The following is a 24,389-nucleotide window of genomic DNA, read 5'->3' as shown; positions in this document are numbered from 1 at the left end:
CTATTTAATAGATGGCAACAATGAAGTTGCAGTATCTAATCTACCAAAGTTACCAACTATGTTTCCTTGTTGTAAAAGAATAGCTAGAGATATACTTCCTATTCCTTCATCAATATTATCTACAGTTGCAACCTTGTTTTTAGAATATAGTTCTACATAAGAAGTTTTAACTCCTGTATTTTGAACTTCTACTAAATATTTATTTTCTGATTTAAGTTTTGAAACTACAAATTTTTCTATTTTTTCAAACTGTTTTGCACTATCTTTTGCATCATTTCCACCAGCTATTACAACAGAGTCATATTTTAGATATGTATTACCAAGAGAGTTAAACTTTATTACATCTAGTTCTTGAAGATATGTCAGAATATCACTTGCATCTTCTTTTTTAAGGGTATCCATTATATAATTGACAGCATCGCTTGCATTTTTTATATCTGCACCTAATTTAGTTGAGATTTCTTTTAACTTTTCTGGATTTGTTATATTTTCTTTTAATACTATATTGAAGGCAATATTTCCATTAGATTTATTTATTATGTCTTCTATATTTTTTGTATAATCATCATTTTCATTAGCTGATATTATTCCTATGCTTTTACCATTTAATGAACCAGCTAAAATCTTATCTACATTTTTATTTATAAAATTAACTGCTTCTTCATAATCCTTATTTACATTTGCTAAGTCACCATCAAGTTTATCATTTTTCTCTTTTAAAATATTAAACTTGTCATCTAAATCATTTATTATATTTGCTTGTTGTTCACTTAATTGTTGATTATTATTTAAATTAAATCCTACTAACATGCCTATACCCAAAGCTATAAATATAGCACCTATAGTGACTATATAATATTTCATATTAATATGCATATTTATCCTCCTAAAATTTACATCTGTAATAATACTCTAAATTTTAATTGCATTAGTTGTATAAATTGTTGAACACCTGGTGATAGTGATGCGACTACCAATACAGGGAACAAAGCTGTTGCTATTAATGCCCATATGTACTTTATTTTTAATTTACTTCTGTATAACAGATTGACACCTTTAGCGTCTATAAGTCTTGAACCTATTTTAAGCCTAACTAGAAAAGTACTTGCCATACCTTTTCTACCTTTTTCTAGGAAATCAATCATATTTGAATGTGTTCCAACTGCTACTATTAACTCAGCCTTATACTCATAAGCAATAAGCATAGCTATATCTTCACTAGTTCCTGGTGCAGGAAATACAATTGCATCTAGGCCTAATTCCTGAACCCTCTTAAGACCTGGAGCCCTTCCATCTGTATAAGCATGTACTACTATTTCGCTAGCCTTTTTTAAAGCTTCATCACTTACACTATCCATATCTCCTACAATTACATCTGGAGTATATCCAAACTCAATTAAAGCATCTGCTCCACCATCAACACCAACCAAGACTGGCTTTACCTCTTCTATATAAGAAAGCATTGTACTCAAATCTTCTTTATAGTCCTGACCTCTCACAACTATCAATACATGTTTATTAGCGTAATTAGTTTTCACTTTTGGAATTTCTACTTCTCCAAGTATAAATCCTTTTTCTTTTTTAGCATAATCTATAGTATTATCTATAAATCTATCCAATTCTACAGCTAAATTCTCATAAGCAGCCTTTATTTGGTGTGAAACTTCATACTTGTCTAAAACTTCGCCTGCACCTAAAAATTTTCCTTCTCTATATATCTTTCCATCTACAACTTCTATAGTTTCTCCTTCTTTTAATTCTTCAAATAATTCTTCTCCAATATTATCAATTATTAGTATATTATTTTCAGTTAATATCCCTGGACCTTTATTGGGATACCTACCACTTATAGAAGGAGCCGCATTTATGACAAGTTTTATTTTAGCTTCTACTAAAGAGTTTGCAGCAACTTCATCTATATCGATATGATTTATAACTGCTATTTCCCCACTTTCAACTCTTTTAGCAAGTTTTTTGGTTTTTCGATCTACTTTTATAGGGGCCTCGACTCTCATTTTTAAACCTCCACTATCATTATTAAAATCACATTATATTATAGCATTACTTAACAATAAAATAAATGTTTTAAGTTTGTTTTGCATCTTTGGCATTTATAATACTATATTCTATTATTTTTTTATTTAACACATTCAACAATATTCTTTAAAATATAAAGTTTATTATATTTTATTCAACATTCATTCTTAAAAAATAAACTCCTTCCATTTTGTAACTTATAAAGACATATACTATAAGTATAGTATAAATAAATTTATTATATTAATATATTGAACGAATAGTAAAGAAAAAATAAAGAAAAAATTTTATACTTATTAAAATAGCGAAACAGTATAACCCTACTGGTTATACCATTTCGCTACTTGTAATACATATTTATCGCCAATGCCTTAATTAAAAAGCCCTACTTTTTGTGTCTATTTATTTAACCATGCTATGCTCTAGTCTTAATTTATCAGCAATCATTGCTATAAATTCCGAGTTAGTTGGTTTTCCTTTAGTATTGTGTACTGTATATCCAAATAGTTGATTTATTGTGTCAACTTTTCCTCTACTCCACGCAACCTCTATCGCATGTCTTATCGCTCTCTCAACTCTACTTGGTGTTGTATTGAATTTTTTAGCTATACTTGGATATAACTCTTTTGTTACTGCACCTAAAAGCTCAACATTATCAATAACCATTTTTATTGCTTCTCTTAAATATAAATATCCTTTTATATGAGCTGGTACTCCTATTTCATGCATTATATTTGTGATTTCTGTTTCTATATTCCCTACATTCTTAACGAAATCACTTCTAGTCATTTGAGTTTCTTGAACTGGTCTAGGCTTTGGCTCAACTTGAGCAACTCTATTAGAAACCAATTCTCTAATTCTGTTTATAAACACAACAAAATCAAACGGCTTTACTATGTAGTAATCTGCTCCTAGATTTATTGCGCTTTGAGTTATCTTATCTTGACCTACTGCTGATAGTACTATTATTTTTGGCATTTTAGGTATATCCATTGTATTCAATTTTTCAATTACACCTAATCCATCTAGATGTGGCATTATTACGTCTAATATTAATAAGTCCGGTTGTGTCTTTTTTACTAAGTCTAATGCTTCAATTCCATCCTTAGCTATGCCTAATATATCGATATCATCCTCATTAGACAAATACTCTTTTAATACCTGACAAAAATCCTTATTGTCATCTGCTAAAACTATTTTGATTTTTTCCACTAAAAATCCCCCCATTAAAAAACATCTTCTTATTACAGAAAACTAAACTTTTTACACAATTGCTCTTAATTATCTACTCTAATGCATATTCGACACTTCAAAATTATATTCCTTCTAGATAATTGATAAAATAATAAAATTTTTTAATGCCTCACCTACAATTTTATCATTTCATCTATAAAAATACCATATCCTTTTTTCGGATTATCTCTAAAAACATGAGTTATTGCACCAATAATTTTATTATTTTGTATTATTGGAGCTCCACTCATCCCCTGCACAATACCTCCTGTGTATTCCAATAACTTATCATCTACTACTTTTATTACCATATCTCTATAATTTCCTTTATCATATACTATACTTTCTATTTTTATATCATAGCTTGTTATATTTTTATTTTTATCTTCAAAAAGAATGACTGCATCTCCTATTTTTACATCTTGTGGGCGGCCAACTTCTATCAATTGCATTTCTTTATTCGCTAAATTAAATTCTTTATTCTGTTTCTCTGTGATATTACCACTTATACCTAACTCTGAGTTATTCGAGAAATTACCCATTAAATTGCTATCATTAAAGTCGCCTTTTATTTTACCTATTTTTTCATTACTAGCCTTTACTATTTTTAGCTTTTCTGGCTTATATATATATCCTTGTTTTATTTTTAATAGTTCATTAGTATCCGAATCTTTTATGGCATGACCAATTGCTTTGAACTTTTCCATGCTAGGGTCATAAAAAGTCATAGTTCCAATTCCAGATATCTTATCTCTTACCCAAAGACCAAGCTTATATTTACCATTCTCTTTTTTAGTTTCTATTACTTCTGTCTTGTATTTATTTTTTCTCTCAAAAGTAACTTCAACTTTTCTTTTCTTAGCTTTATTTAGAATTTCTGATACATCTTGACCATTTTTTATCCTTTTATTATCTATTTTTACTATATTGTCGCCAATTTGTATGCCTCCAATATAATCTACATCTTCTTCCTCATATCCTAAGACCAATACACCATCTGTATTGGCTTTTACTCCAACTATGTTGCCAAGTGGATATACAAATTTTTTATCATGATTCTTAATTGTAAAAGCTTCTATTGGAGTCTCTTTATTTATATTACAATTCTTATTTTGAAAGATTATAACCATCATAAAAATCGATACAGCTCCTAATATTATCCAAATATTTTTTAAATTTTTATTTGATTTGTTCATATGTTCATCTACTCCTATGCTGTATTATTATGTATTTATAATTCCTTTTTCCAGAAAATTTATTCATTTAAAAACCTTATTAAACATCTTACTAAGTGATTTTTAATATATAATATGATAGTATTATATTGTAAGAAAAAGTTTGAAGGGCGGTAATATCTTGAAATTAAATGTAAGAATTGCAGACGTAAATAATTGGCGTGATTTAGTTGATTTGTCTGTAGATAAAAGTCAATTAGATTATATAGAAAGTAATGCACTTTCTATTGCTGAATCTAAATTTATAACAGCTTGGATACCTGTAGGAATATATGATGAAAATTCATTAATAGGATTCGCTATGTATGGTCGCTTAGAAGATGATAGAGTTTGGCTTGATAGATTTATGATTGATTCAAAATATCAAGGCAAAGGATATGGAAAAGCATCCTTAGATTTTCTTATAAACCTTCTTAAAAAAGAATATAATTGTGATGAATTGTATCTTAGTATATTTGATAACAACAAAACAGCTATCAAGCTTTATAAAGATTTTGGATTTGAGTTTAATGGAGAACTTGACTATGGCGGTGAAAAAGTAATGGTATTAAAATCTAATTGATATTAACAAAATATACATCTATCAAGGAGGTGAAATCATTATATAAACATATTTATATAATGATGGATAAAATGGCTCAAAATATAAGTTTAAAATTTGTTGAAGAAGAAGACTTAGAAAATCTTGAAAATGTAAAAATTTTATTTACTGAATATTCAAATTCTCTAGATATAGACTTATGTTTTCAAGACTTTAATAACGAATTAAAAACACTTCCAGGAAAATATATAAAACCTTCAGGTTCATTGATATTAGTATTTGTCGATGAAAATTTAGCAGGTTGTGTTGCTTTAAAAAAGCTTGAAGACAAAGTATGTGAATTAAAAAGATTATTTGTAAGAAATCAATTTAGAGGACTAAAGATAGGAAAAATACTATTAAAAGAAATTGTTAAAGAAGCTAAAGAAATTGGATATGCCTATATGAGATTAGACACTCTTCCAAGCATGAAAAGTGCTCAAGGACTATACGAAAAGCTTGGTTTCTATGATATAGAACCGTATACTTATAATCCAATTGAAGGCGCTAGATATATGGAATTAAAATTATAATTTTATTTAATAGAGTATAAATAAAACTACTGCAATTTTATTTATACTCTATTTTATTGACCAAATTTATTTGTATATGTATTTATTTTTCCAAATCTTGTAAACTCATAGTTATATCTTCAGTTATATCCTTTATGTACTCTACTCCATTATTGTATGTAAGTTTGGCTTTAATATAGACTATACTACCAATATCCCTTTTAGGGAAAGTTGCTTCATAATTTACTTGACTTTCATTTGGACTATTATCTTTATCAGCATCTGATATTTTAACAGATTTTGCTTTATACACAGTATCTTTTTTCCCTTCATTTACAATAATATCTACTTTCTTCAATTTGATACTATTATAGACTTTATTTTTTGACTTTTCACTTTCATGATTTAAGAGATTACTATTTTCTATTATTTCAATAAAATATTCTTTATTATCCCTTATTCCAGAATTAAATACAGGTTGTTCAGGCATATAATCAGATGTAGTTAGCTTTTGTACATCTGAGCTTTCAGATATGGTCCCATTTGTAACTACTTTATAGTCATATTCATTACCTGTCTTTATTTTCATCTCACAAGTATACGATAATTCTCCGTGTTTTGTCATTTCAATCTCATTCCATTTATCATTATCTTCTTTATACATAAAAAATACCTTGCCATTTTTACCCAACTTACTCAATTGAATATCTACCTCAATAGTACATTCTTCTTTTTCAAGCTTTTTAACTTTTAAATCAATACTTTTAGTTATATAGCTTTTTGACATTTCTTCATTTATCGTATTACTAATATCTGACTTGGTATTCATAATTTCTTGTGACAAATACTCTAATTTATTATTATAGTTTTCTATGTTTTTGTTAATTTCATTCATTGTCAATATCATATACCATAATAAAATAAAAATTACAATTGTAAAAATTAAGTGCATAGTATTTTTTTTATTCAATTTATGCCCCCCTCACTAATACCTTATACATAATATTATACTTAAGCATCTAAAAATTTCAAAGTTACAAATTGATATAACTTTTAAATTTTATATTTTTAATATACTCACTAAATAATTTAATCATAAAAAATAGATGTAAAGTATTCAGATAGAAAATTCTTTACACCTATTTAGAACAACCTTTCTTCACTAGCATTTTTTAGCCATTTCAATGATTTCACTTGCATGTTCGATAGTTTTCTCTGTTATATTATTACCTGCTATAAGCCTAGCAATTTCATTTTTTCTTTGAGATTGATTTAATTTACTAACATTAGTAAATGTCCTATTATTTGAAGTATCTTTCTCTATACAATAATGAGTGTCAGCATTTGCCGCAATTTGAGGTAAGTGTGTTATACATATTATTTGTTTTTTCTTTGCTATATCACTCAATTTCTCACCAACAATTTGTGCTGCTATACCACTTATACCTGTATCTATTTCATCAAACACTAATGTATCAATATCATCTATATCAGCCAAGATTGTCTTAAATGCCAACATAAACCTAGACATCTCACCACCTGATGCAACTTTATATATAGGTTTAATATCTTCTCCTAAGTTAAAAGATATCATAAATTCAATATCATCTATTCCATTTAAAGTAAATGGGCCTTCTTCAAAATTAACTTTGAACATTACATTTTTCATGTTTAAGCTTTTTAATTCATCAAGAAGTATTTTCTCTAAAGTAGTTGCTACTTCTGTTCTTGCTTTAGTCAATTTATTAGCTTTTATTTTTAAATCTTCTTCTATATTCATAAGTTGACTTTTTAACTGTTCAACTCTTTCATCTCTATTTAGTATCTCGTCTAATCTATCTTTTATCTTTTCATAATACTCAAATATATCGTCTATACTATCTCCATATTTTCTTCTTAAATTGTTAATCTCATCAATTCTAAGTTCAATCTGCTCTAATTCATAAGGCTCAAAGTCTATATTATCTTTGTAATTTCTTATATCACTAGATATATCTTGTAACTCATACATAATTCTTTCTACAGTATCACTATATTCACTCAAAACACTATCATATTTTGATATGTCATTAAGCTCTTTAGATGCAAGACCTATTAGGTCAATAACATTATACTCACCATTATGTAACTTGCTATAACTTAAATTCAAGTTATTATATATCTTTTCACTATTTCTATAAACTTCTCTTTGTTTTAATAAATCTTCATATTCATTCTTATTTAAATTTGCTACCTCAATTTCATTTATTTGAAATTTTAACAAATCTATTTCTCTTTGAATTTGCATCTCATCCTTATTTTCTGTTAAACAATTTAAAGCCTTTTTTACTTCACTATACTTGTTGTACACTTTTTTATAGGCAACTTTGAATTTTTCTAATTCATTCTCTCCAAAAAGGTCTAGAAATTTCAAATGAGTGTCTTTATTAAATAAAGCCTGATTTTGATGTTGACCATGTATATCTATAAGTGTTGATGCGATTTCTCTAAGAAGAGATACTTTAACAGTTCTTCCATTTATTCTAGCAGTGCTCTTTCCATCTGAATATATCAATCTAGTTATGACTAACAAATTATCATCTTCTATACTTATATCATTTTCGTCTAGTATTTTTTTTAGATATATATTATCTGATAAAAATACGGCTTCAACAAGTCCCTTGTCTGTTCCTTTTCTTAGAAAAGACCTATCATATTTATCACCTAGACAAAGTCCAAGCGCATCTATTATTATAGATTTTCCTGAACCAGTTTCACCTGTAAGTATATTTAAATTTTTATCAATACTCAACCTTAGCTCTTCAACTAAAGCACAATTTTTCATATATAATTCGAGGATCAAGTCTAAGCCCCCTTTTAGCCTATTTGTCTAAATTATGTGAAGCCTCAACGACTTCCACTATTTTATTATCGTATGTGTTACTATCAAACTCATAACCTTCATTTCCATTTCTCAGATGAATTAGATACTCTATATTTCCTTCTGGCCCTTTAATTGGAGAAAAGTCTAATCCTAAAATTTCAAATCCATTTCCAACAGAAAAGTCAGAAATCATTTTTATGACTTCTATATGTGTCGATTTTTCTCTAACTACACCTTTTTTACCTACTTTTTCTCTTCCTGCCTCAAATTGTGGTTTAATTAAAGCGACAATTTCTCCGTCATGACGTACTAACTCCTTAGCTTTTGGAAGTACTAGTTTTAATGATATAAAAGACACATCAATTGATGCGAAATCTGCAAACTGCTTTGTATTTTCTATTGTCACATTTCTTATATTTGTTCTCTCCATACACACAACTCTATCATCTTGTCTTAATTTCCAAGCAAGTTGCCCATAACCAACATCTATAGAAAATACTTTTATTGCTCCATTTTTTAACATACAATCTGTAAAACCACCTGTAGATGCACCTATATCCATACATACCTTTCCATCAATAGTTAAATCAAAGTTTTTCATAGCTTTTTCAAGCTTTAAACCACCTCTACTAACGTACGGTATTGGATTTCCTTTTACTTCTATATTACAGTCCTCTTTTACTTCTGTACCAGCCTTATCACATCTTTGATTATCAACAAAAACTAGACCAGCCATTATTGCTTTTTTAGCTCTTTCTCTACTTTCAAAATGACCTTGTTCTACTAACAATAAATCTATTCTCTTTTTCATAAAATTACCTTTCTGTTAAAAGCTACTTTAATAATAACTAAAGTAGCTTAAAGTAACACACCTGATATTTATTTAATTGATAAATTTTATATTTTATATCAGTCTTAATTTATAATATTTTCATTAATTTTTTATTTAATAACTAACTTTTTTATTTTATCAGCAATACCCTTTGGTGATAGTCCTACAAAATCATATAATTCATCTGCATTACCATGCTTTATAAATTCTTCTGGTATTGCTATATTAAGTATATTTACCTTATAATCATTATCTATAATAAACTTGTTTATTCTACTTCCAAACCCTCCAGTTACAATGTTATCTTCTATTGTAACTACATTTTTGTGATTCTTTAATAAAATATTCAACATATCTTCATCCATTGGCTTTAAGAATCTAGCATTAACTATTGTTGGATTTATTCCTTCCTTCAACAATAGTTCTTTAGCTCCTAAAGCATGTTTCACCATACTTCCAATAGAAAGTATAACTGTATCTTGTCCATCATCTAATACTTCATACTTTCCTAATACAAGTTCTTTATATTCTCCCTTGTCCAAGTAATAGCTATTTCCTCTTGGATATCTAATTGCTGATGGATAGTCTAGCTTTAATGATAAATCCATCATAAGTTCCATCTCTCTTATATCTTTTGGTGCCATTACTACAATATTTGGAATAGAATTCAAGTAACTTAAATCAAACATACCATGATGAGTTTCTCCATCATTTCCAACTAGTCCAGCTCTATCTATAAGAAAAGTAACTGGCTTTTTAGTTATACATACATCATGAATAATTTGGTCGTATGCTCTTTGCAAAAACGATGAATATACAGCAAAGTAAGGTTTCATCCCACTTTTTGCAAGACCTGCTGCAAACCCTGTTGCGTGTTGTTCAGCTATACCAACATCATAATATCTTTTTGGGTATACACTTTCAAATAAATTTAACCCAGTACCAGATGGCATTGCAGCCGTTATTGCTACTATATCTTCATTATTACTAGCCATATCAACCAGTTTTTCTCCAACACTAACTGACATAGACTTAACTTTTGAAGATGTTACTCCTGTCTTTATATCAAACTTTGATACTCCATGATATTTATCAGGTTGCTCCTCTGCAAATCTGTACCCTTTTCCTTTTTTCGTAATTACATGTAAAAGTACAGGCCCTTTTTTATGTTTAGCCTTTCTCAATGTATCTATTAATTCTTTAGTATTATGACCATCTATAGGACCATAATATTTTATACCTAATGAATCAAAAAATGAACAATCTTGAGGCGAAAAGCTATACATTAACTTATCTTTAAATCTATGTGCAGTCTTAGATAAAATCTCACCTGTTTGTGTAACATTTAAAATTTTATCAACTTCATCTGTCATTTTTTCAACTGTTGAGTTTCTTATAATACTTGACAGATATTTAGACATTCCACCAACATTTTTATCTATGGACATTTCATTATCATTAAGAATTACTATCATATTGGTATTGATATATCCTAATTGATTTAAAGCTTCAAGTGCCATACCTCCAGTTATAGAACCATCTCCAATTACAGATATAACACTATAGTTTTCTTTTTTTATGTCTCTAGCACAGGCAATACCTGTAGCTACAGAAATAGATGTACTACTATGTCCTGTGTCAAAAATATCATGAGGACTTTCACTCTCCTTTGGAAAACCACTTAGTCCATTAAATTGTCTTAAAGATACAAAATAATCTTTTCTTCCAGTAACTATTTTATGAACATAAGATTGATGTCCTACATCCCATACGATTTTATCTTTAGGACTGTCAAACACTTTATGAAGTGCTAATGTTAGCTCAACTACTCCTAAATTAGAAGCTAAGTGCCCGCCTGTCTTAGAAACAGATTTTACTAAAAATTTTCTTATATCTTTTGCAAGTAAATCCATTTCTTCTATGCTCATATTTTTTATATCCTTTGGAGAATTTACTTTATCTAAATATTTATACATATTATCCTCACCTTTATTTTGTAAATTTTAAATTTACATCAATATTAAAGCTGTTACTATTCCAAGTAAAGCTCCAAACCAAACTTCTAGTGGTGTGTGACCTATTAATTCTTTTAATTTCTTCTGCTCTATATGCTTTCCATGCTGTATATCCGCTACTATTTGATTTAATATGATAGCTTGCTTACCTACAGCCCGTCTAACACCTGCTGCGTCATACATTATAATCAGGGCAAGCACAGTAATTATAGCAAAATCAGTAGAATTAAACCCTTTTTCAATACCTACCACTGTAGCTAAACTTGTAACAAAAGAACTATGGGAACTAGGCATACCTCCTGAAATAAGTATTCTTGATAACTCAATTCTTTTTTCCTTGCCAGTAAATATTTTTATAAATTGTGCTAAGAAACAAGCAATCAGACTTATTCCCAAAGCCCCATTGTTAAAAATCTCCGAAAAAAAGTCCATTTTTCCCTCCTCGATTTTAGCTGTATATTTTAGTATTCCCTATCTATTATATATTCAGCCAATCCCTTTAAAAAATCTACATCGTCAGATAATTTTTCTATACTTTTCTTTGCTTCATCAATCAAATTATATGCAATTTCTTTAGATTTATCTAAACCTAAAAGTGATGGGTATGTTGACTTGTGATTTTCTATATCACTTCCAACTTTCTTACCTAATTTAGCTTCATCTCCCACTATATCTAGTATATCATCTACTATCTGGAATGATAATCCGATATTTTTTGCATATTTAGTTATTTCTTCCATCTGTTCTGAATTTGCTCCACCGATAGTAGCTCCTGCTCTCATACAACCCACCATCATTGCTGCAGTTTTATTCATATGTATATAATCTAATTTTTCTTTTTCAATTTGTTTATTTTCACTTTCTACATCTACTACCTGACCACCTATCATGCCATATATACCAGCACCTTTAGCAATTTCATTTATAGCTTTTAAATACTTTTCTGGATTTTTTTTATTGATTGAACCTGAAAGCATAACTTCAAAAGCATAATTCAATAAAGCATCGCCTGCCAAAATACCCATAGCTTCTCCATATACTTTATGATTTGTTGGTCTACCTCTTCTTAAGTCATCATTATCAAGAGCTGGTAAATCATCATGTATTAGTGAATATGTATGTATCATTTCAATGGCCATAGCAAAAGGAATAGCTTCTTCTTCATTACCTCCAACTACTTTACAAGCTTCTAATGTAAGTATTGGTCTTAATCTCTTGCCCCCAGCACTTAAACTGTAGTTCATAGCTTCAATAACCGTTTTTTGATACCCTTCTTCTTTAGGCATATATTCTTTAAGTACATTTTCTATAAAACTTGCTTTTTCTTTCAGACATTGTTTAAATTCCAATTTTATTCCTCCTCAATTTTAAAATCTTCTTCTATTCCTAATTGATTAAATTTACTTATTTTCAATTTAGCATCATCTAAAAGCTTATTACAATGTTTGTAAAGGCTTATACCTTCTTCATACAAGCTTAAAGATTCATCTAAGCTAGCATTTTTAGATTCTAGTTCATTTAATATACTCTCTAATCTTTTATAAGCTTCTTCATAAGTTAAATTCATACTATACCTCTTTATTTTCAATTTTATCTATCATACATTCCAAATTTCCATCTTTTAAGACTATCTCTATGTTATCTTTTGTTTTCAATCCTTTTATACTGTTTATTACTTTTCCATCTTTTTGGGCTATGCTATAACCTCTATCCATAGTAGCTAATGGACTTAAATTATGAAGTAATGCTCCAATCTTTATTAGTTTCTCATCTTCCAATTTCAAATTATTTTCTATTCCAAAAATTATTTTATCATATATTTTATCTAATTGTATAACTTTATCTTTTATTGTATAAGAATCTAAATAGTTATTTATCTTGTTAAATGCTGATTCTAACCTGTATTGGTCTAGCTCAATTTGATTTGTAAGAGACTTACTCATTCTACTTTTTATATTTCCAAGTTTGTAATTTATATCATCTAACGATGGAGTAGCAATCTCTGCTGCTGCGGATGGTGTTGGTGCTCTCATATCAGATACAAAGTCACAAATAGTAAAATCAGTTTCATGCCCAACTGCTGATATTATTGGAATCTGAGAATTAAAAACCTCTCTTGCTACCATTTCATCATTAAAAGACCAAAGCTCTTCTATTGAACCCCCGCCTCTACCAATTATAAGTGTATCAACATTCTTCATATGATTAAAAAATCTGATTGCTTCACATATTTCTTCTGCTGATTTATCTCCTTGAACCGTTACTGGATAAAGCTTTATATTAATTTTAGGGTATCTTCTTTTTATAACATTTATTATATCTCTTATAACAGCACCTGTTGGAGATGTTATAACTCCAATTGAGTTTGGCATTTTAGGTATAGGTATCTTGTATTTAGAGTCAAATAAACCTTCTTTAGCAAGTTTTTCTTTTAATCTATTAAATTCTATGTGTAAATTCCCTATTCCCTCTATTTCAATTTCATTAATATATAATTGATACGCACCATCTCTTTCGTAGACCGATATGTATCCACTAGCTATAACTTTCACACCATTGTCTAATTTTAGATTACGATTAAAATTACTTTTAAAAATTACACAGTTTAACTTTGATGTTTCATCTTTAAGTGATAAATATACATTCCCACTACTATGAACCTTAAAATTGGAAATCTCTCCTTTAACCTTAAGATTAGAAAGTATTGGGTCGTTTATTAAAATTCTTTTAATATATGAGTTTGCTTCACTTATATCTAAAGCTCTTAGTTTCATACTCTTTCTCCTAAAAAGTTATTCAATCCTATTATAGCACACCCAACAGCATTATCAGTTGAATATTGTGGTTCTGTAAAATGAGCTTCTATATGTTTTTTTCTTAATTTTAGACTTAATTCTTTAAGAATATACCTACTTGCAGAAACTCCACCTGCAAAAACTACTTCATCTACATTATAAGTTTCACATAAATAAACTAAAGATTTAAACATATTTCTAACTACTGAATCTAATACTAATTTAGATACATATTCTTTTTGATTAGTATTATCTTTATTATCTTTTATAATCTTGTTTACCTGATTCTCTAATCCAGATAAATTCATATATCCATCTCTCACAGAAGTTTTCAGACCACTTTCTATTTTAAAGTTACAATTTAAAGCATTTTCATCTAAATATTTTCCTGAAGGAAACTTATACCCCAACTTAACTCCTACTCTATCTATAAGTTGACCAAAGCTAATATCTTTACTTCCTCCAATTATATCTATATTATATCCAAAATTATTGTATAGCTTACTTTTATCATCTTTTTTATTACTTATTCTGGTAATTGCACCTAAGCTACTATCCAATATATTATAATTATCATCCATTTTGTTTATTAAAAGTATCTCTGTAGTGCCACCAGACATATGAACAGAAATAAATCTATTATTATTTTTTAACTTACTATTTAATAAACTTGCTTCAATGTGATTTTCTTGATGAGTAGTCTCATAAAATCTACAACCATATATACTTGATAATAACTTTCCAAAATTATATCCTACATTAAATACAGGCATATATGAGTTTTCAACTGGTCTAGGTCTTATAGTTGAACAGACACCTTCTATATTAAACTTATCTTTAAATGACTTTACTCTATCACTTAAAAGCCCTAAATTATTTACATGCTGGAATACAGCTTCACTTTGTCTTAGTCCTTTTGTATTTTCTCTTACTTCTAGCATTATTTTCTCATTAAAGATAATTTTCTTATCTAAAGAGATAGCTGCTATAGAAGTAGTATAGCAGCTAGTATCAATTCCAATTATTATATTATTTACCGATTTCATCAACAACACTTCCCAATATACCATTTATAAATTTAGGAGACTTATCATCACAATATATCTTTGCAAGCTCTACAGCTTCATTTATTGACACTTTATTAGGAGTGTCCAAATAAGCTATTTCACATACAGATAATCTAAGTATAGACACATCTACCTTTGGCATTCTATCTACTGTCCAGTTTTTAGCATGCTTGTTTATTAACTCATCTATCTTATCATGATTTTCTTTTAGTGCTTTGCATACTCTGCTTATATAGTTTCTGTCTATAACATCTTCAAGCTTAGTATCTTCTAGCTTTAAATTTGCATTATTTGAATACTGAAGTGCAAGCTCTTCATATCTATTTATAATATGTTCTGAATTATCATTTAAAAAAATATCTACTTTATCATCTAAAGTTTCAAAATCTTCCTTATTAATATTTATCTGGTATATAAGTTTCATTATATATTCTCTTGTTGTACTCTTTTGTGCCCTATCTTTTTTCATCAATCAAAATTCTCCTTTAAGTTTAATTATCTATATAAAAATCAAATGCCAACAAAAAACCCTCTGACTTTTCAGAGGGCTAATATTAATTTTTCTTAGTTGCTTTTGCTTCTTCTTTATCAACTTTATCTTTCTTAAAGCTGATTCCTTGAATGTGTATATTTACTTGAGAAACCTTCAGTCCTGTCATTGTCTCAACAGTATTTTTTACATTTTCTTGAACTTTAAAAGCTGTATCTGGTATTGACATCCCATATTTTATCATAACCATTACATCTAAATTAACATCCTCTTCTTCTATTTGTATTTTTACTCCATTATTTTTTAACAACTTATCTGTTAATGTTGCTGTAGTTTCTATGCCTTCAACTTCTAATGCTGCTAGACCAGCTATTGTAGCTATTACATCATTAGATATTTTTACTTGTCCAAACTTATTATCTTCCATATTAAAACTTACCTCCTGATTTTAAGGAACTATTTTTATAAGTATAATAATACCAAATACAAGTCTACTTTGCAAGAAAATAACCTCAGTTAATTCTGAGGTTTATTTTTTACTTTTTATTATTATTTGTAAGTTTAATATTTTCATACTTTACATTAGCTTGTTCTGCAACTAAGTCAAATATTTTTGCTGCATCTTTCTTATCTAATTTAGCTTCATTTACCACTACATTGACTTTACTATCACTTATATAAACTAATGCTTCTTCATATCCTTTTGTACTCAAGAGATTTTCTATTTGAAGTTCTTTTTCTTGAATTTTAACTATATTTAATTTCATATTAGAAGCTTCTTTTCTAGATTCTTCTGTTGTAGATGGATTATTTATCATTTCATTTAAATCTTGAACTAGTTCATTTCTTTGCTTTTCTCTATTCATTTTCATATCTAAAATATAAGATGCTTTTTTCATGTTTTTCTCAGATGATAGTTGTTCTTTTATTTCTTTACTTGTTTCAGTTACCTTTTCTTTTACTTTACTAGCTTTACTATCAACTATTTCTATATCAGCACTTTCTTTTGCATCTTGTTTATTCATATTACTAGAATCCTCTGTTTTACTACTATCACTATCATCAGTATTTTTCTGTAATTGAGCTTCTTCATATGCCTTAAACTCTTTTGATGTTTCTAATAAAGATTTCTTACTCAATTGATAATTTACTGTTCCTACTACAACCAACATTGCAGTTAAAGTTATTATTACAAATCCTCTTCCCTTATAATTAAACTTCATTCATTTATCCCCCCGGTTATATGTATTTATTTAGAATATATTTCTACTTGATGTCCAGCTACTTGTAATGATGTTTGTACTGCACTATAAAGTGTTTCTTTCACACTTGGGTCATTAGCTCCACTTGCTACTACTATCACTCCCTTTATCTTTGGCTCTGTAGTTTTTATAACTACAGGGTCACTTGAATTTGAAGTTATCATTGTTTTATTTTCACTAGAAGTCGTAACTGTTCTTTCTCCTCCTTGTGCATCTTTTTCCTCTGTTGTCTCTGTTGTTTGATTTGAATTAAAAGCAGGTTGTATTTCTTCACTTGATTCAAATGTAACCATTACATCAACATCCCCTGCACCATCAATTTTAGATAGTATTGTTGTTAACTTTGATTCCAAATCATCTTTTTCTTGTTCTTTAGTAACTTGTTTTTCAGTATTTTTGTTAGCCTCTGTTTTTCCAACTTGTTTATCGCTCTTGCTACTAGGAAAACAAGACAATAAGACTAATGACACCACACAGATTCCAGCTATAGTTATTAGTGAATATACCTTTCTCTTATCTTTGTCATTTAAGTTTTTCAACATTCTCCCAACTCCTATTTATCAATTTGTATATCTTCTATAGAAACATCAAGCACCTTTATTAAGTCATTTTTTAATTTGTTTTCATTTAGGTTCAGTTCATATTCTGTACCTTTTTTAAAAACTTGTTTAGAATTTTCTTTGTCATTAGAGTTTATGTTTTCTTCATCCTCTTTAGTACTATTATTTTTATTTTCTTCATCAATATTGCCATTACTTTTTGTACTATCATTTTTTTCTTTTATTTTTATATTATTTATATTTGCTCCGTTAAGCTCTATATCTTCTAAATCGTAACCATACTCATCAAGTTTCAATTTAAGCACTTCTTTTAAACCATCCTCATATCCTTTAGATAAACTATTGTTTCCAGTTTCTTTTGCTAAAGCATTTGTACTATCTACATATTGTTTGTTGTAGTTACCCATAGACTTCAAGATTCTATCTTCTAAGCTCATATCTTTTGAAAAAAATCCTACTACTGGAGTTATTACAATAAATACAAACATAAAGTTTAAAACTAAGTTGACATAAGGTTTTATCTTAGAACTTGGTAAAATCATATCTACTATATTTACTATAAATGCTCCTATTAAAACACTAACAATCCATGCCTTTATGCCCTCTAACATAGCTTCCCCCTCTCTACAAACTTTAAATTCGATGCAATTTTATATTGATATATATTATCCTTGACTTACGACACTTATCGATGTCAAGATAGCCACAGTTACAAAGAACATTATTGTTATGGCAATTACTGATGCTAGCATTATTATCATTAGATTTGCAACTTCATTTAAAAAATTAGATATTCCATCTTCTCCAACTGGCTCTACAATTATTGCAGCTAACTTGTACACTACTATTACTGATAAAATTTTTATAACTGGAAGTAAACAAATTCCAACAAGTAAGATAAGCCCTATTCCTCCAAATATATTTTTTATAAGCTGAGATGAAGATAATAAAATATCCACAGAATCAGATACAAATCCTCCAACAACAGGAATAAAATTACCTATAGCAAACTTAGCAGTCTTGACACTGAATTTATCAAAACTAGTTACATACAATCCTTGTATAGATACAAGTCCTAAATAAACGGTAAACATCGCCCCAATAGAAACATAATTTATTTGCTTTACAAAGGAGAAAAATCGTTTTAACCTTATATTTTTTGATAAATTGTTTATTATTAAAATACCAAATGCAACAGTAATTGATACAAATAAAAAGTTCTTGAAAAATACGTTTATAAATGTTACTCCTCCTATAAAGATAGGATTCAAAGTAGTAGATGTTATTGGAAATCCAATTAAAAGTAAAAATGTTATTAATATTGGCATTATAACTTGCATGAGACCTACAGTATGGTCTATTGCATCATAGCAAATCTGTAATACATCCTTAAATCCAACAAGTGTGAGTGATACCATTGTGATAAATATTATATATGTTGCGATTTGACTTACTGCACCTGATGAAAAAGAGTTTTCTAAGCTTTTTAAAATTGATGATAATAAAGCCAGTACTAAAATCACTGCTACTACCTTTAAACTTGCTTTAAATTCGTCAAACATCAATATCTTCAATCCATCTTTATTAAATAAATCTAAGATATTTTTTTTGCCACTAATTAAATCTTTTACAAACGATTTTAAATTAACATCATTAATAACTATTTCCTTATTTATATAGTCTTGTATTTCATTTATATCTAGCTTGTCTAACTGCCCATCTATATATTTATCTATGCTATTTTTTGTTTCACCATATTCCTTATCTTCACTACTTGGTACTTCATTGGCGAATATCATAATAGCAAAGATATTTATAAAAAAGAAAGTAAATACAAAACCTATAATCATTGGTAAAAATCTTTTTTTCATAAGCAACCATGCCTCTCTTCACTCTATAAACCTCAATACAACGAAATCTCTTTAATATACCTATAGTTATCTTAAGATACACAACTATGGAATTATGTTCACTACCATTTCTACAATGGATAGAAGTATAGGGAAAGACATTGACATCACTATTATTTTTCCTCCAAACTCTAACTTAGAAGCAATGTTTCCTTCCCCACAATCTTTGCAAAGTTGTATTGCAAATTCCATTAAATATGCTATCCCAATTAATTTTATTATTAATGATATGTACATGGTTGGGATATTAGCTTTATTGGCTAAATCTTGTATGCTATCTACTATAAAGTTCAGCTTAAACATAACTGATAATAGTATTATTACTCCAGTTATTATAGCTATGAAATTTGCTATTTCTGGTCTATCTTTTTTAATTACTAAACAGAGTGTAGTTGAAATGATTGCAATTCCTATTAATTGCATTATTTCCAAATTATTCCCTCCCTTTAGTAAAGTTGAAACATTGTTCTTACAGTATTAAATAAATCACTTATTTCTGTTATTACCATTCCCAATACGATTATCACACCTGCCAATGTAGTAAGACCTGCCCAATCTTTTCTATCTGTTTTTTCCAATATCATATTCAATACTGATATTAGAATCCCAACGCCTGCAACCTTTAATATCAATGATATCTCCATAATAAACCTCCCCATATTTAAATCAATATAATACATATACCTATGCCTATAAATGTGACTAATTTTTTATACAATACACCTTTTTTGTTTATGTCATCTTTTGTCTCATAAGTCTGTTTTTTTAAATTTTCTATAGATAAATCTATCATTCTTTGTTGTGACTCTATGTCACTTTTACCTAAAGTAAGTATTAGATTTTTTAACTCCTCAATTTCTTTATTACCTAGATAAGTCTCTTTGTTTAAAACATCAAGATTTTCTAATATTATCATTTCTAAAGTTTTGCCTTGTTCATTGTGAAGCTCTTCTGATACTTGAAGAAAAAACTTCCAAAAACAAAACTCTTTATTACCACCTATCCTCTTAAAAATCTCTTCCAATGTATAAAGTCCGAAAGATAAATCCATCCTTAATATTTCTAAAACTCTTATTAAATCATTTAATTGTTTATGTCTACGAGTATAAGTCTTGTAGATGTGTTCACCTATCAAATAACTACTTCCTATTAAAAGAGCTATAATAATTATCTTAATTTGCAAAATACCATCTCTTTTCTTCTAAATCATAAATTTTTTCAATTGTTCCAGCACCTCTTTTTGCAGAAAGAATTATAACTTTTTTAAATAATTCTTTATCTAGAAGCCTATTTAATTCTTTTCTATTTTGTATATCCTCTATCGAATCTCCATGTACAGTAGTTATTAGTCCTATCCCTCCATTTAATGCTGTATATAATGCCTTTATCTCTTTTTCACTTCCAATCTCATCTGTCACAATAACATTTGGCGACATAGACCTTAAAAGCATCGTAATCCCCAAGTCTTTTGGGCAAGTTTCTATTATATCAGTCCTTATCCCAACATCCATTTGTGGAACTCCTAGATAAGCACCTGCTATCTCATTACGCTCATCCACTAGAGCTACTTTTAAGCCTTTAAACCCATAATCCTCATTACCATTACTTAAATTCCTTACTATATCTCTTATTAAAGTTGTTTTTCCACATTGAGGTGGCGATATTATCAGAGTATTATTAATCTGATTTTTTCCATTTATGATATGACTTAAAATCTTATTTGAGCATCCAATGATTTCTCTTGATACTCTTATATTTAAAGACGATATATGCTTTATATTTTTGACTTGTCCATCTTCTACTATTGCTTTCCCAACTAACCCTACTCTATGCCCTCCTCTCAAAGTTATAAATCCTTTTTTTATATCATCCATAAATGAATGTATTGAGTATTTACATATTATTTGAAAAGTTTGCTCTACATCTTCTCTTGTCACTACATATGAGTCTTGTTGATTTAAATCGAGTGTCATAGTTTTTTGATTATAAAAATAATCCTTAGAGTTTGCATTTAGTATCAATGGTTTTTGTGAGCGTAACCTAATTTCTTCTATATTTAGATTATTGTTTGAGATTTTTTCTACCTTTTCTCTTATAGTTGTAGAAAGAGAGTTTATTATTTCATCAGAAAGTTTATTCATTTCTTGTCCTCCTCCTTTGTTTATATAATTCTATTTATAAAGGACAAGGAATATTACCAAAACATATATATTTTTTAAAATAATATTTATCAATAAAAAAATGACTCCATTTCTTTTGGATTCACTTAATACATAGACTCTATTAAACTACTATTATTAATCTTTATAAGATATTACTCAATAAAAAAGACACTTCAAATATGAAGTGTCTCTATAATAATTACATTTCTTTTATTAGTCCTTTTTTATAAGCCATTAAAAGTAGCTTTAAATCTTCTATTTCTTCTTGTATTTTTACTCCTTCATCGGTATCTCTCACCATTTTTCTCTTTGCCTTATGCTCTACTACAACAGTTGTCGATAAAATATCGCTTTCATTTGCAATAGCTTCCTCAGCAGAATTAAATGGTTCATGTGATACTAATTGTAGAGTTCTAGAATTATATATCAAAGTGTATCCAGCTATACCAGTCGTTTTTTGATACGCTCTAGAAAAACCACCATCTATAACAAGAATTTTACCATTAGCTTTTATTGGACTCTCTCCATTTTTACTTTCTACAGGTACATGACCATTTATTATATGTGATTCATTAAGTTCTAAATCAAATTCCTCAAATATTCTTTTACAAGCCATTTCATTTTCTCTAAGCTTAAAATAAGGGTTCTTATTTTCTTTATGAGTCTCTTTTTCTGCTATAAAGTATCTTTCAAATGTTGTCATATCATCTTTGCCAAATAATGATGAACATTTTCCAGTCCACAAATACCACATAATATCCATACCATATAACTTTTCTTCTGCCTTATCCTTAAAGAAAAACCCTTCTCTTGCTAGAGATTCCATTTTATCCATAAGAGCCTTACCTTTATACTCTTTTCCCATTATATTCATAGACATAAAACTTCCATCTTCATTTAATGGTACACATCCATGAATCAGTAAATTTAAGTTTGCCTTTAAATATATGCTTCCTTTAGAAAATAAAAACGAAACGTGTTTTTGTAATTTTTCACTACCTCTAAATGAGGATACCAATTTATCAATAACATTTTTTTCTTCTATTGTTAATTTGTATGGGTCTTTTTTGTCTATTGTAGGCAGATAAGTATCTTTTAATTTATATGTCTTTCCATTTAAAGTAATTGTACCTTCATCATAGTTTATCATATTAAGCAAAAGTCTATGTTCCATCTCAAATTCAGGTCTTCTTCTTATAACTTCACCTTCAAGCTTAAATTGGATTATACTTATTGCTTTGTGCATCTTAGCCATCAACGACTTTTCTGTTATTGTTACACTTTGGTCATTAATCTTTGGAATAAATTCTTTACAAGGGTCATCCTTATATGTATCTATAGCAAAAGTTGCTAGAGGTAATAGATTTATTCCATATATGTCTTCTACAATGTCTAAATTAGCATATCTAGCTGATATTCTAAGAGCATTTGCTATACAAGTTTTTTCACCTGATGCTGCCCCCATCCATAATATATCATGATTTCCCCATTGAATATCTACACAATGATGTTCAATAAGCTTGTCGACAATTATATCTGGTCTTGGACCTCTATCGTAAATATCTCCTATTACATGCAATCTATCAACAACTAATTTTTGTATGACTGTAGAAATAGCAATTATAAATTCTTTTGCTATCCCTATGTTGACTATTGTTTCAACTATACTTTTATAGTACTCTTCTTTATGTTCACTTTTGACATGCTCATGTAAAACTTCTTCTATTATGTATTTAAAATTTTCTGGCAAAAGTTTTCTAACTTTGGACCTAGTATATTTGCTAGAAGCATACTTACAAAGTTCTATAAGTCTATAAATATTTATTCTATAAAAATCATCTATATTTTCCTCTTGCTTAATTATTAGGTCTAACTTTTGTTCAGGATAATATACAAGAGTTGCCAACATCTTTTTCTCACTATCTCTTATTGTATTTGAAAACAATTCTTCTATTTTTCTCTTTATTACACCAGAACCATTTTTTAATACGTGCACAAATGGCTCATATTCGCCATGTACATCTGTTATAAAATGTTCTGTTCCCTTTGGAAGATTTAATATAGCCTCTAAATTTATTATTTCTGTACTTGCTTTTGATATACTTGGATATTGTTTTGATAATAACTTTAAATACTTCAGTTTGCTGTTTAAATAATCATCTGATATTTTACACAGATTTTTCATAATTCGTCCTCCAAAATTATATTAAGTTATATTCTTTTTTAATTATACCATACTTAATATACTTTTTTCGAGATAAAATGTACACTAATTATATTCCTAATAAAAGTGACATTCCTACTAAATCTGTATAAACACCATTATAATAACATTCTTTCTTTAATATACTCTCTACTTCAAATCCAACCTTTTTGTATAATCCTATAGCACTATGATTTTCTTCATTAGTAACAAGAGTTATTTTCTTAGTTATTCCATTTGATTTACACCATTCTATAAGGTCTAACATCAGTCTTTTTCCCAATCCAATTCCCCAATATTTTTCTTTTACAACAATTCCTAATACTCCAACATGCTTTCCTTTTGCTTTTTGATTAGAATCAATTGTCGCAATACCAACTATCTCACTATCTATAAATGCAATCAGTTTTACTGAATTATCAGATGCTTTTGCTGCTTCTATAGCTTTTTCTTGTTCTTCTAATGATACTTTGTATTCATCTTTTCCAAATGAGAGAAAATGAGTTTCCCCTCCTACTTCATTATAAAAATCTATAATGTTTTGAGCATCTTCTTTTACTGCCTCTCTAATAAGTATGTCCACACCATTTTTTAAAGTTATTGTTGGCATAAATTTACCTCCTAACAAGTTTT

27 protein-coding genes are annotated in these 24,389 nt (G+C 28.3%); 2 read left to right on the top strand and 25 right to left on the bottom strand.

All coding sequences use genetic code 11. The annotated features are described in order from the left end of the window. The 4 genes from Q3223_RS07095 to Q3223_RS07080 all read right to left on the bottom strand — a co-directional run bounded on the left by Q3223_RS07095 (window position 1) and on the right by Q3223_RS07080 (window position 4,466). A complete protein-coding gene (locus Q3223_RS07095; protein ID WP_054269719.1) occupies window positions 1-876 on the bottom strand; it encodes a copper transporter in 876 nt (291 codons plus the stop codon). Window positions 877-893: 17 nt separating this feature from the next. Continuing rightward, a complete protein-coding gene (steA, locus tag Q3223_RS07090; RefSeq protein ID WP_054269718.1) occupies window positions 894-2,015 on the bottom strand; it encodes a putative cytokinetic ring protein SteA in 1,122 nt (373 codons plus the stop codon). A 424-nt stretch (window positions 2,016-2,439) separates the two neighbouring features. Continuing rightward, window positions 2,440-3,264, bottom strand: coding sequence for a sporulation transcription factor Spo0A (gene spo0A / locus Q3223_RS07085; RefSeq protein ID WP_407811797.1), 825 nt, complete (start codon window positions 3,262-3,264; stop codon window positions 2,440-2,442). A gap of 140 nt (window positions 3,265-3,404) precedes the next feature. Further along, window positions 3,405-4,466, bottom strand: a complete 1,062-nt coding sequence (locus Q3223_RS07080) for a SpoIVB peptidase S55 domain-containing protein (protein WP_074178868.1) — start codon at window positions 4,464-4,466, stop codon at window positions 3,405-3,407. Between the two features lie 160 nt (window positions 4,467-4,626). On the opposite strand from Q3223_RS07080, the gene Q3223_RS07075 reads away from it, so the two are divergent. Beyond that, window positions 4,627-5,067 carry an N-acetyltransferase gene (locus Q3223_RS07075; RefSeq protein ID WP_054269716.1) on the top strand — a complete coding sequence of 147 codons (441 nt, stop codon included), beginning with the start codon at window positions 4,627-4,629 and terminating at the stop codon, window positions 5,065-5,067. A 71-nt stretch (window positions 5,068-5,138) separates the two neighbouring features. After that, entirely contained in the window at window positions 5,139-5,618 is a 480-nt protein-coding gene (locus tag Q3223_RS07070; protein ID WP_284181775.1) for a GNAT family N-acetyltransferase, read from the top strand. 82 nt (window positions 5,619-5,700) lie between these two features. Here the strand turns inward: Q3223_RS07070 and Q3223_RS07065 are convergent, their stop codons facing one another. From Q3223_RS07065 to Q3223_RS06965, 21 genes are all read right to left on the bottom strand, one after another. Then, window positions 5,701-6,567 carry a hypothetical protein gene (locus Q3223_RS07065; protein WP_054269714.1) on the bottom strand — a complete coding sequence of 289 codons (867 nt, stop codon included), beginning with the start codon at window positions 6,565-6,567 and terminating at the stop codon, window positions 5,701-5,703. A 192-nt stretch (window positions 6,568-6,759) separates the two neighbouring features. Next, window positions 6,760-8,439 carry a DNA repair protein RecN gene (recN, locus tag Q3223_RS07060; protein ID WP_054276254.1) on the bottom strand — a complete coding sequence of 560 codons (1,680 nt, stop codon included), beginning with the start codon at window positions 8,437-8,439 and terminating at the stop codon, window positions 6,760-6,762. A 19-nt stretch (window positions 8,440-8,458) separates the two neighbouring features. After that, the gene (locus Q3223_RS07055) at window positions 8,459-9,271 is read right to left on the bottom strand and encodes a TlyA family RNA methyltransferase (RefSeq protein ID WP_243192786.1); all 813 of its coding nucleotides are present in this window, start codon (window positions 9,269-9,271) and stop codon (window positions 8,459-8,461) included. A 131-nt stretch (window positions 9,272-9,402) separates the two neighbouring features. Then, window positions 9,403-11,268: a 1-deoxy-D-xylulose-5-phosphate synthase gene (dxs, locus tag Q3223_RS07050; RefSeq protein WP_284181774.1), complete on the bottom strand. Its 1,866-nt coding sequence runs from the start codon at window positions 11,266-11,268 to the stop codon at window positions 9,403-9,405. 33 nt (window positions 11,269-11,301) lie between these two features. Further along, entirely contained in the window at window positions 11,302-11,739 is a 438-nt protein-coding gene (locus Q3223_RS07045) for a divergent PAP2 family protein (protein ID WP_021383959.1), read from the bottom strand. Between the two features lie 29 nt (window positions 11,740-11,768). Next, the gene (locus Q3223_RS07040; RefSeq protein ID WP_284181773.1) at window positions 11,769-12,656 is read right to left on the bottom strand and encodes a farnesyl diphosphate synthase; all 888 of its coding nucleotides are present in this window, start codon (window positions 12,654-12,656) and stop codon (window positions 11,769-11,771) included. Window positions 12,657-12,658: 2 nt separating this feature from the next. Beyond that, window positions 12,659-12,874 (bottom strand): exodeoxyribonuclease VII small subunit, encoded by a 216-nt coding sequence (gene xseB / locus Q3223_RS07035; RefSeq protein ID WP_003419178.1) that lies wholly within the window; start codon window positions 12,872-12,874, stop codon window positions 12,659-12,661. A gap of 1 nt (window position 12,875) precedes the next feature. Then, window positions 12,876-14,081 carry an exodeoxyribonuclease VII large subunit gene (xseA, locus tag Q3223_RS07030; RefSeq protein ID WP_054269709.1) on the bottom strand — a complete coding sequence of 402 codons (1,206 nt, stop codon included), beginning with the start codon at window positions 14,079-14,081 and terminating at the stop codon, window positions 12,876-12,878. Next, window positions 14,078-15,148: an O-sialoglycoprotein endopeptidase gene (locus Q3223_RS07025; protein ID WP_284181772.1), complete on the bottom strand. Its 1,071-nt coding sequence runs from the start codon at window positions 15,146-15,148 to the stop codon at window positions 14,078-14,080. Before Q3223_RS07025 ends, xseA begins: the two co-directional genes overlap by 4 nt. Beyond that, complete coding sequence (gene nusB / locus Q3223_RS07020) at window positions 15,132-15,638, bottom strand: transcription antitermination factor NusB (protein WP_227832266.1); 507 nt, start codon at window positions 15,636-15,638, stop codon at window positions 15,132-15,134. Before nusB ends, Q3223_RS07025 begins: the two co-directional genes overlap by 17 nt. Before the next feature lie 85 nt (window positions 15,639-15,723). After that, entirely contained in the window at window positions 15,724-16,086 is a 363-nt protein-coding gene (locus Q3223_RS07015) for an Asp23/Gls24 family envelope stress response protein (RefSeq protein WP_021383951.1), read from the bottom strand. Between the two features lie 109 nt (window positions 16,087-16,195). After that, window positions 16,196-16,882 (bottom strand): SpoIIIAH-like family protein, encoded by a 687-nt coding sequence (locus Q3223_RS07010; RefSeq protein WP_167639704.1) that lies wholly within the window; start codon window positions 16,880-16,882, stop codon window positions 16,196-16,198. 26 nt (window positions 16,883-16,908) lie between these two features. Beyond that, window positions 16,909-17,463, bottom strand: coding sequence for a hypothetical protein (locus Q3223_RS07005; protein WP_054269705.1), 555 nt, complete (start codon window positions 17,461-17,463; stop codon window positions 16,909-16,911). A gap of 11 nt (window positions 17,464-17,474) precedes the next feature. Continuing rightward, a complete protein-coding gene (locus Q3223_RS07000; RefSeq protein ID WP_054269704.1) occupies window positions 17,475-18,092 on the bottom strand; it encodes a stage III sporulation protein AF in 618 nt (205 codons plus the stop codon). 54 nt (window positions 18,093-18,146) lie between these two features. Continuing rightward, the gene (gene spoIIIAE, locus Q3223_RS06995) at window positions 18,147-19,352 is read right to left on the bottom strand and encodes a stage III sporulation protein AE (protein WP_054269703.1); all 1,206 of its coding nucleotides are present in this window, start codon (window positions 19,350-19,352) and stop codon (window positions 18,147-18,149) included. A gap of 84 nt (window positions 19,353-19,436) precedes the next feature. Continuing rightward, the gene (spoIIIAD, locus tag Q3223_RS06990; protein ID WP_003428424.1) at window positions 19,437-19,814 is read right to left on the bottom strand and encodes a stage III sporulation protein AD; all 378 of its coding nucleotides are present in this window, start codon (window positions 19,812-19,814) and stop codon (window positions 19,437-19,439) included. A 23-nt stretch (window positions 19,815-19,837) separates the two neighbouring features. Next, window positions 19,838-20,035: a stage III sporulation protein AC gene (spoIIIAC, locus tag Q3223_RS06985; RefSeq protein WP_009888937.1), complete on the bottom strand. Its 198-nt coding sequence runs from the start codon at window positions 20,033-20,035 to the stop codon at window positions 19,838-19,840. A 17-nt stretch (window positions 20,036-20,052) separates the two neighbouring features. Further along, window positions 20,053-20,574 carry a stage III sporulation protein AB gene (locus Q3223_RS06980; protein WP_054269702.1) on the bottom strand — a complete coding sequence of 174 codons (522 nt, stop codon included), beginning with the start codon at window positions 20,572-20,574 and terminating at the stop codon, window positions 20,053-20,055. After that, a complete protein-coding gene (gene spoIIIAA, locus Q3223_RS06975; protein ID WP_054269701.1) occupies window positions 20,564-21,532 on the bottom strand; it encodes a stage III sporulation protein AA in 969 nt (322 codons plus the stop codon). Before spoIIIAA ends, Q3223_RS06980 begins: the two co-directional genes overlap by 11 nt. A 220-nt stretch (window positions 21,533-21,752) precedes the next feature. Further along, a complete protein-coding gene (locus tag Q3223_RS06970) occupies window positions 21,753-23,738 on the bottom strand; it encodes a fructose-1,6-bisphosphatase (protein WP_074178862.1) in 1,986 nt (661 codons plus the stop codon). Window positions 23,739-23,826: 88 nt separating this feature from the next. Further along, entirely contained in the window at window positions 23,827-24,366 is a 540-nt protein-coding gene (locus Q3223_RS06965; RefSeq protein WP_054269699.1) for a GNAT family N-acetyltransferase, read from the bottom strand. Window positions 24,367-24,389: the final 23 nt, after the last annotated feature.

It is taken from the genome of Clostridioides sp. GD02367 (assembly GCF_045900275.1).
GTDB classification, from domain to species: Bacteria; Bacillota; Clostridia; order Peptostreptococcales; family Peptostreptococcaceae; genus Clostridioides; species Clostridioides difficile_A.
Note: the sequence above shows the minus strand (reverse complement) of the source record. Positions and strands in the feature narration are given on the sequence as shown.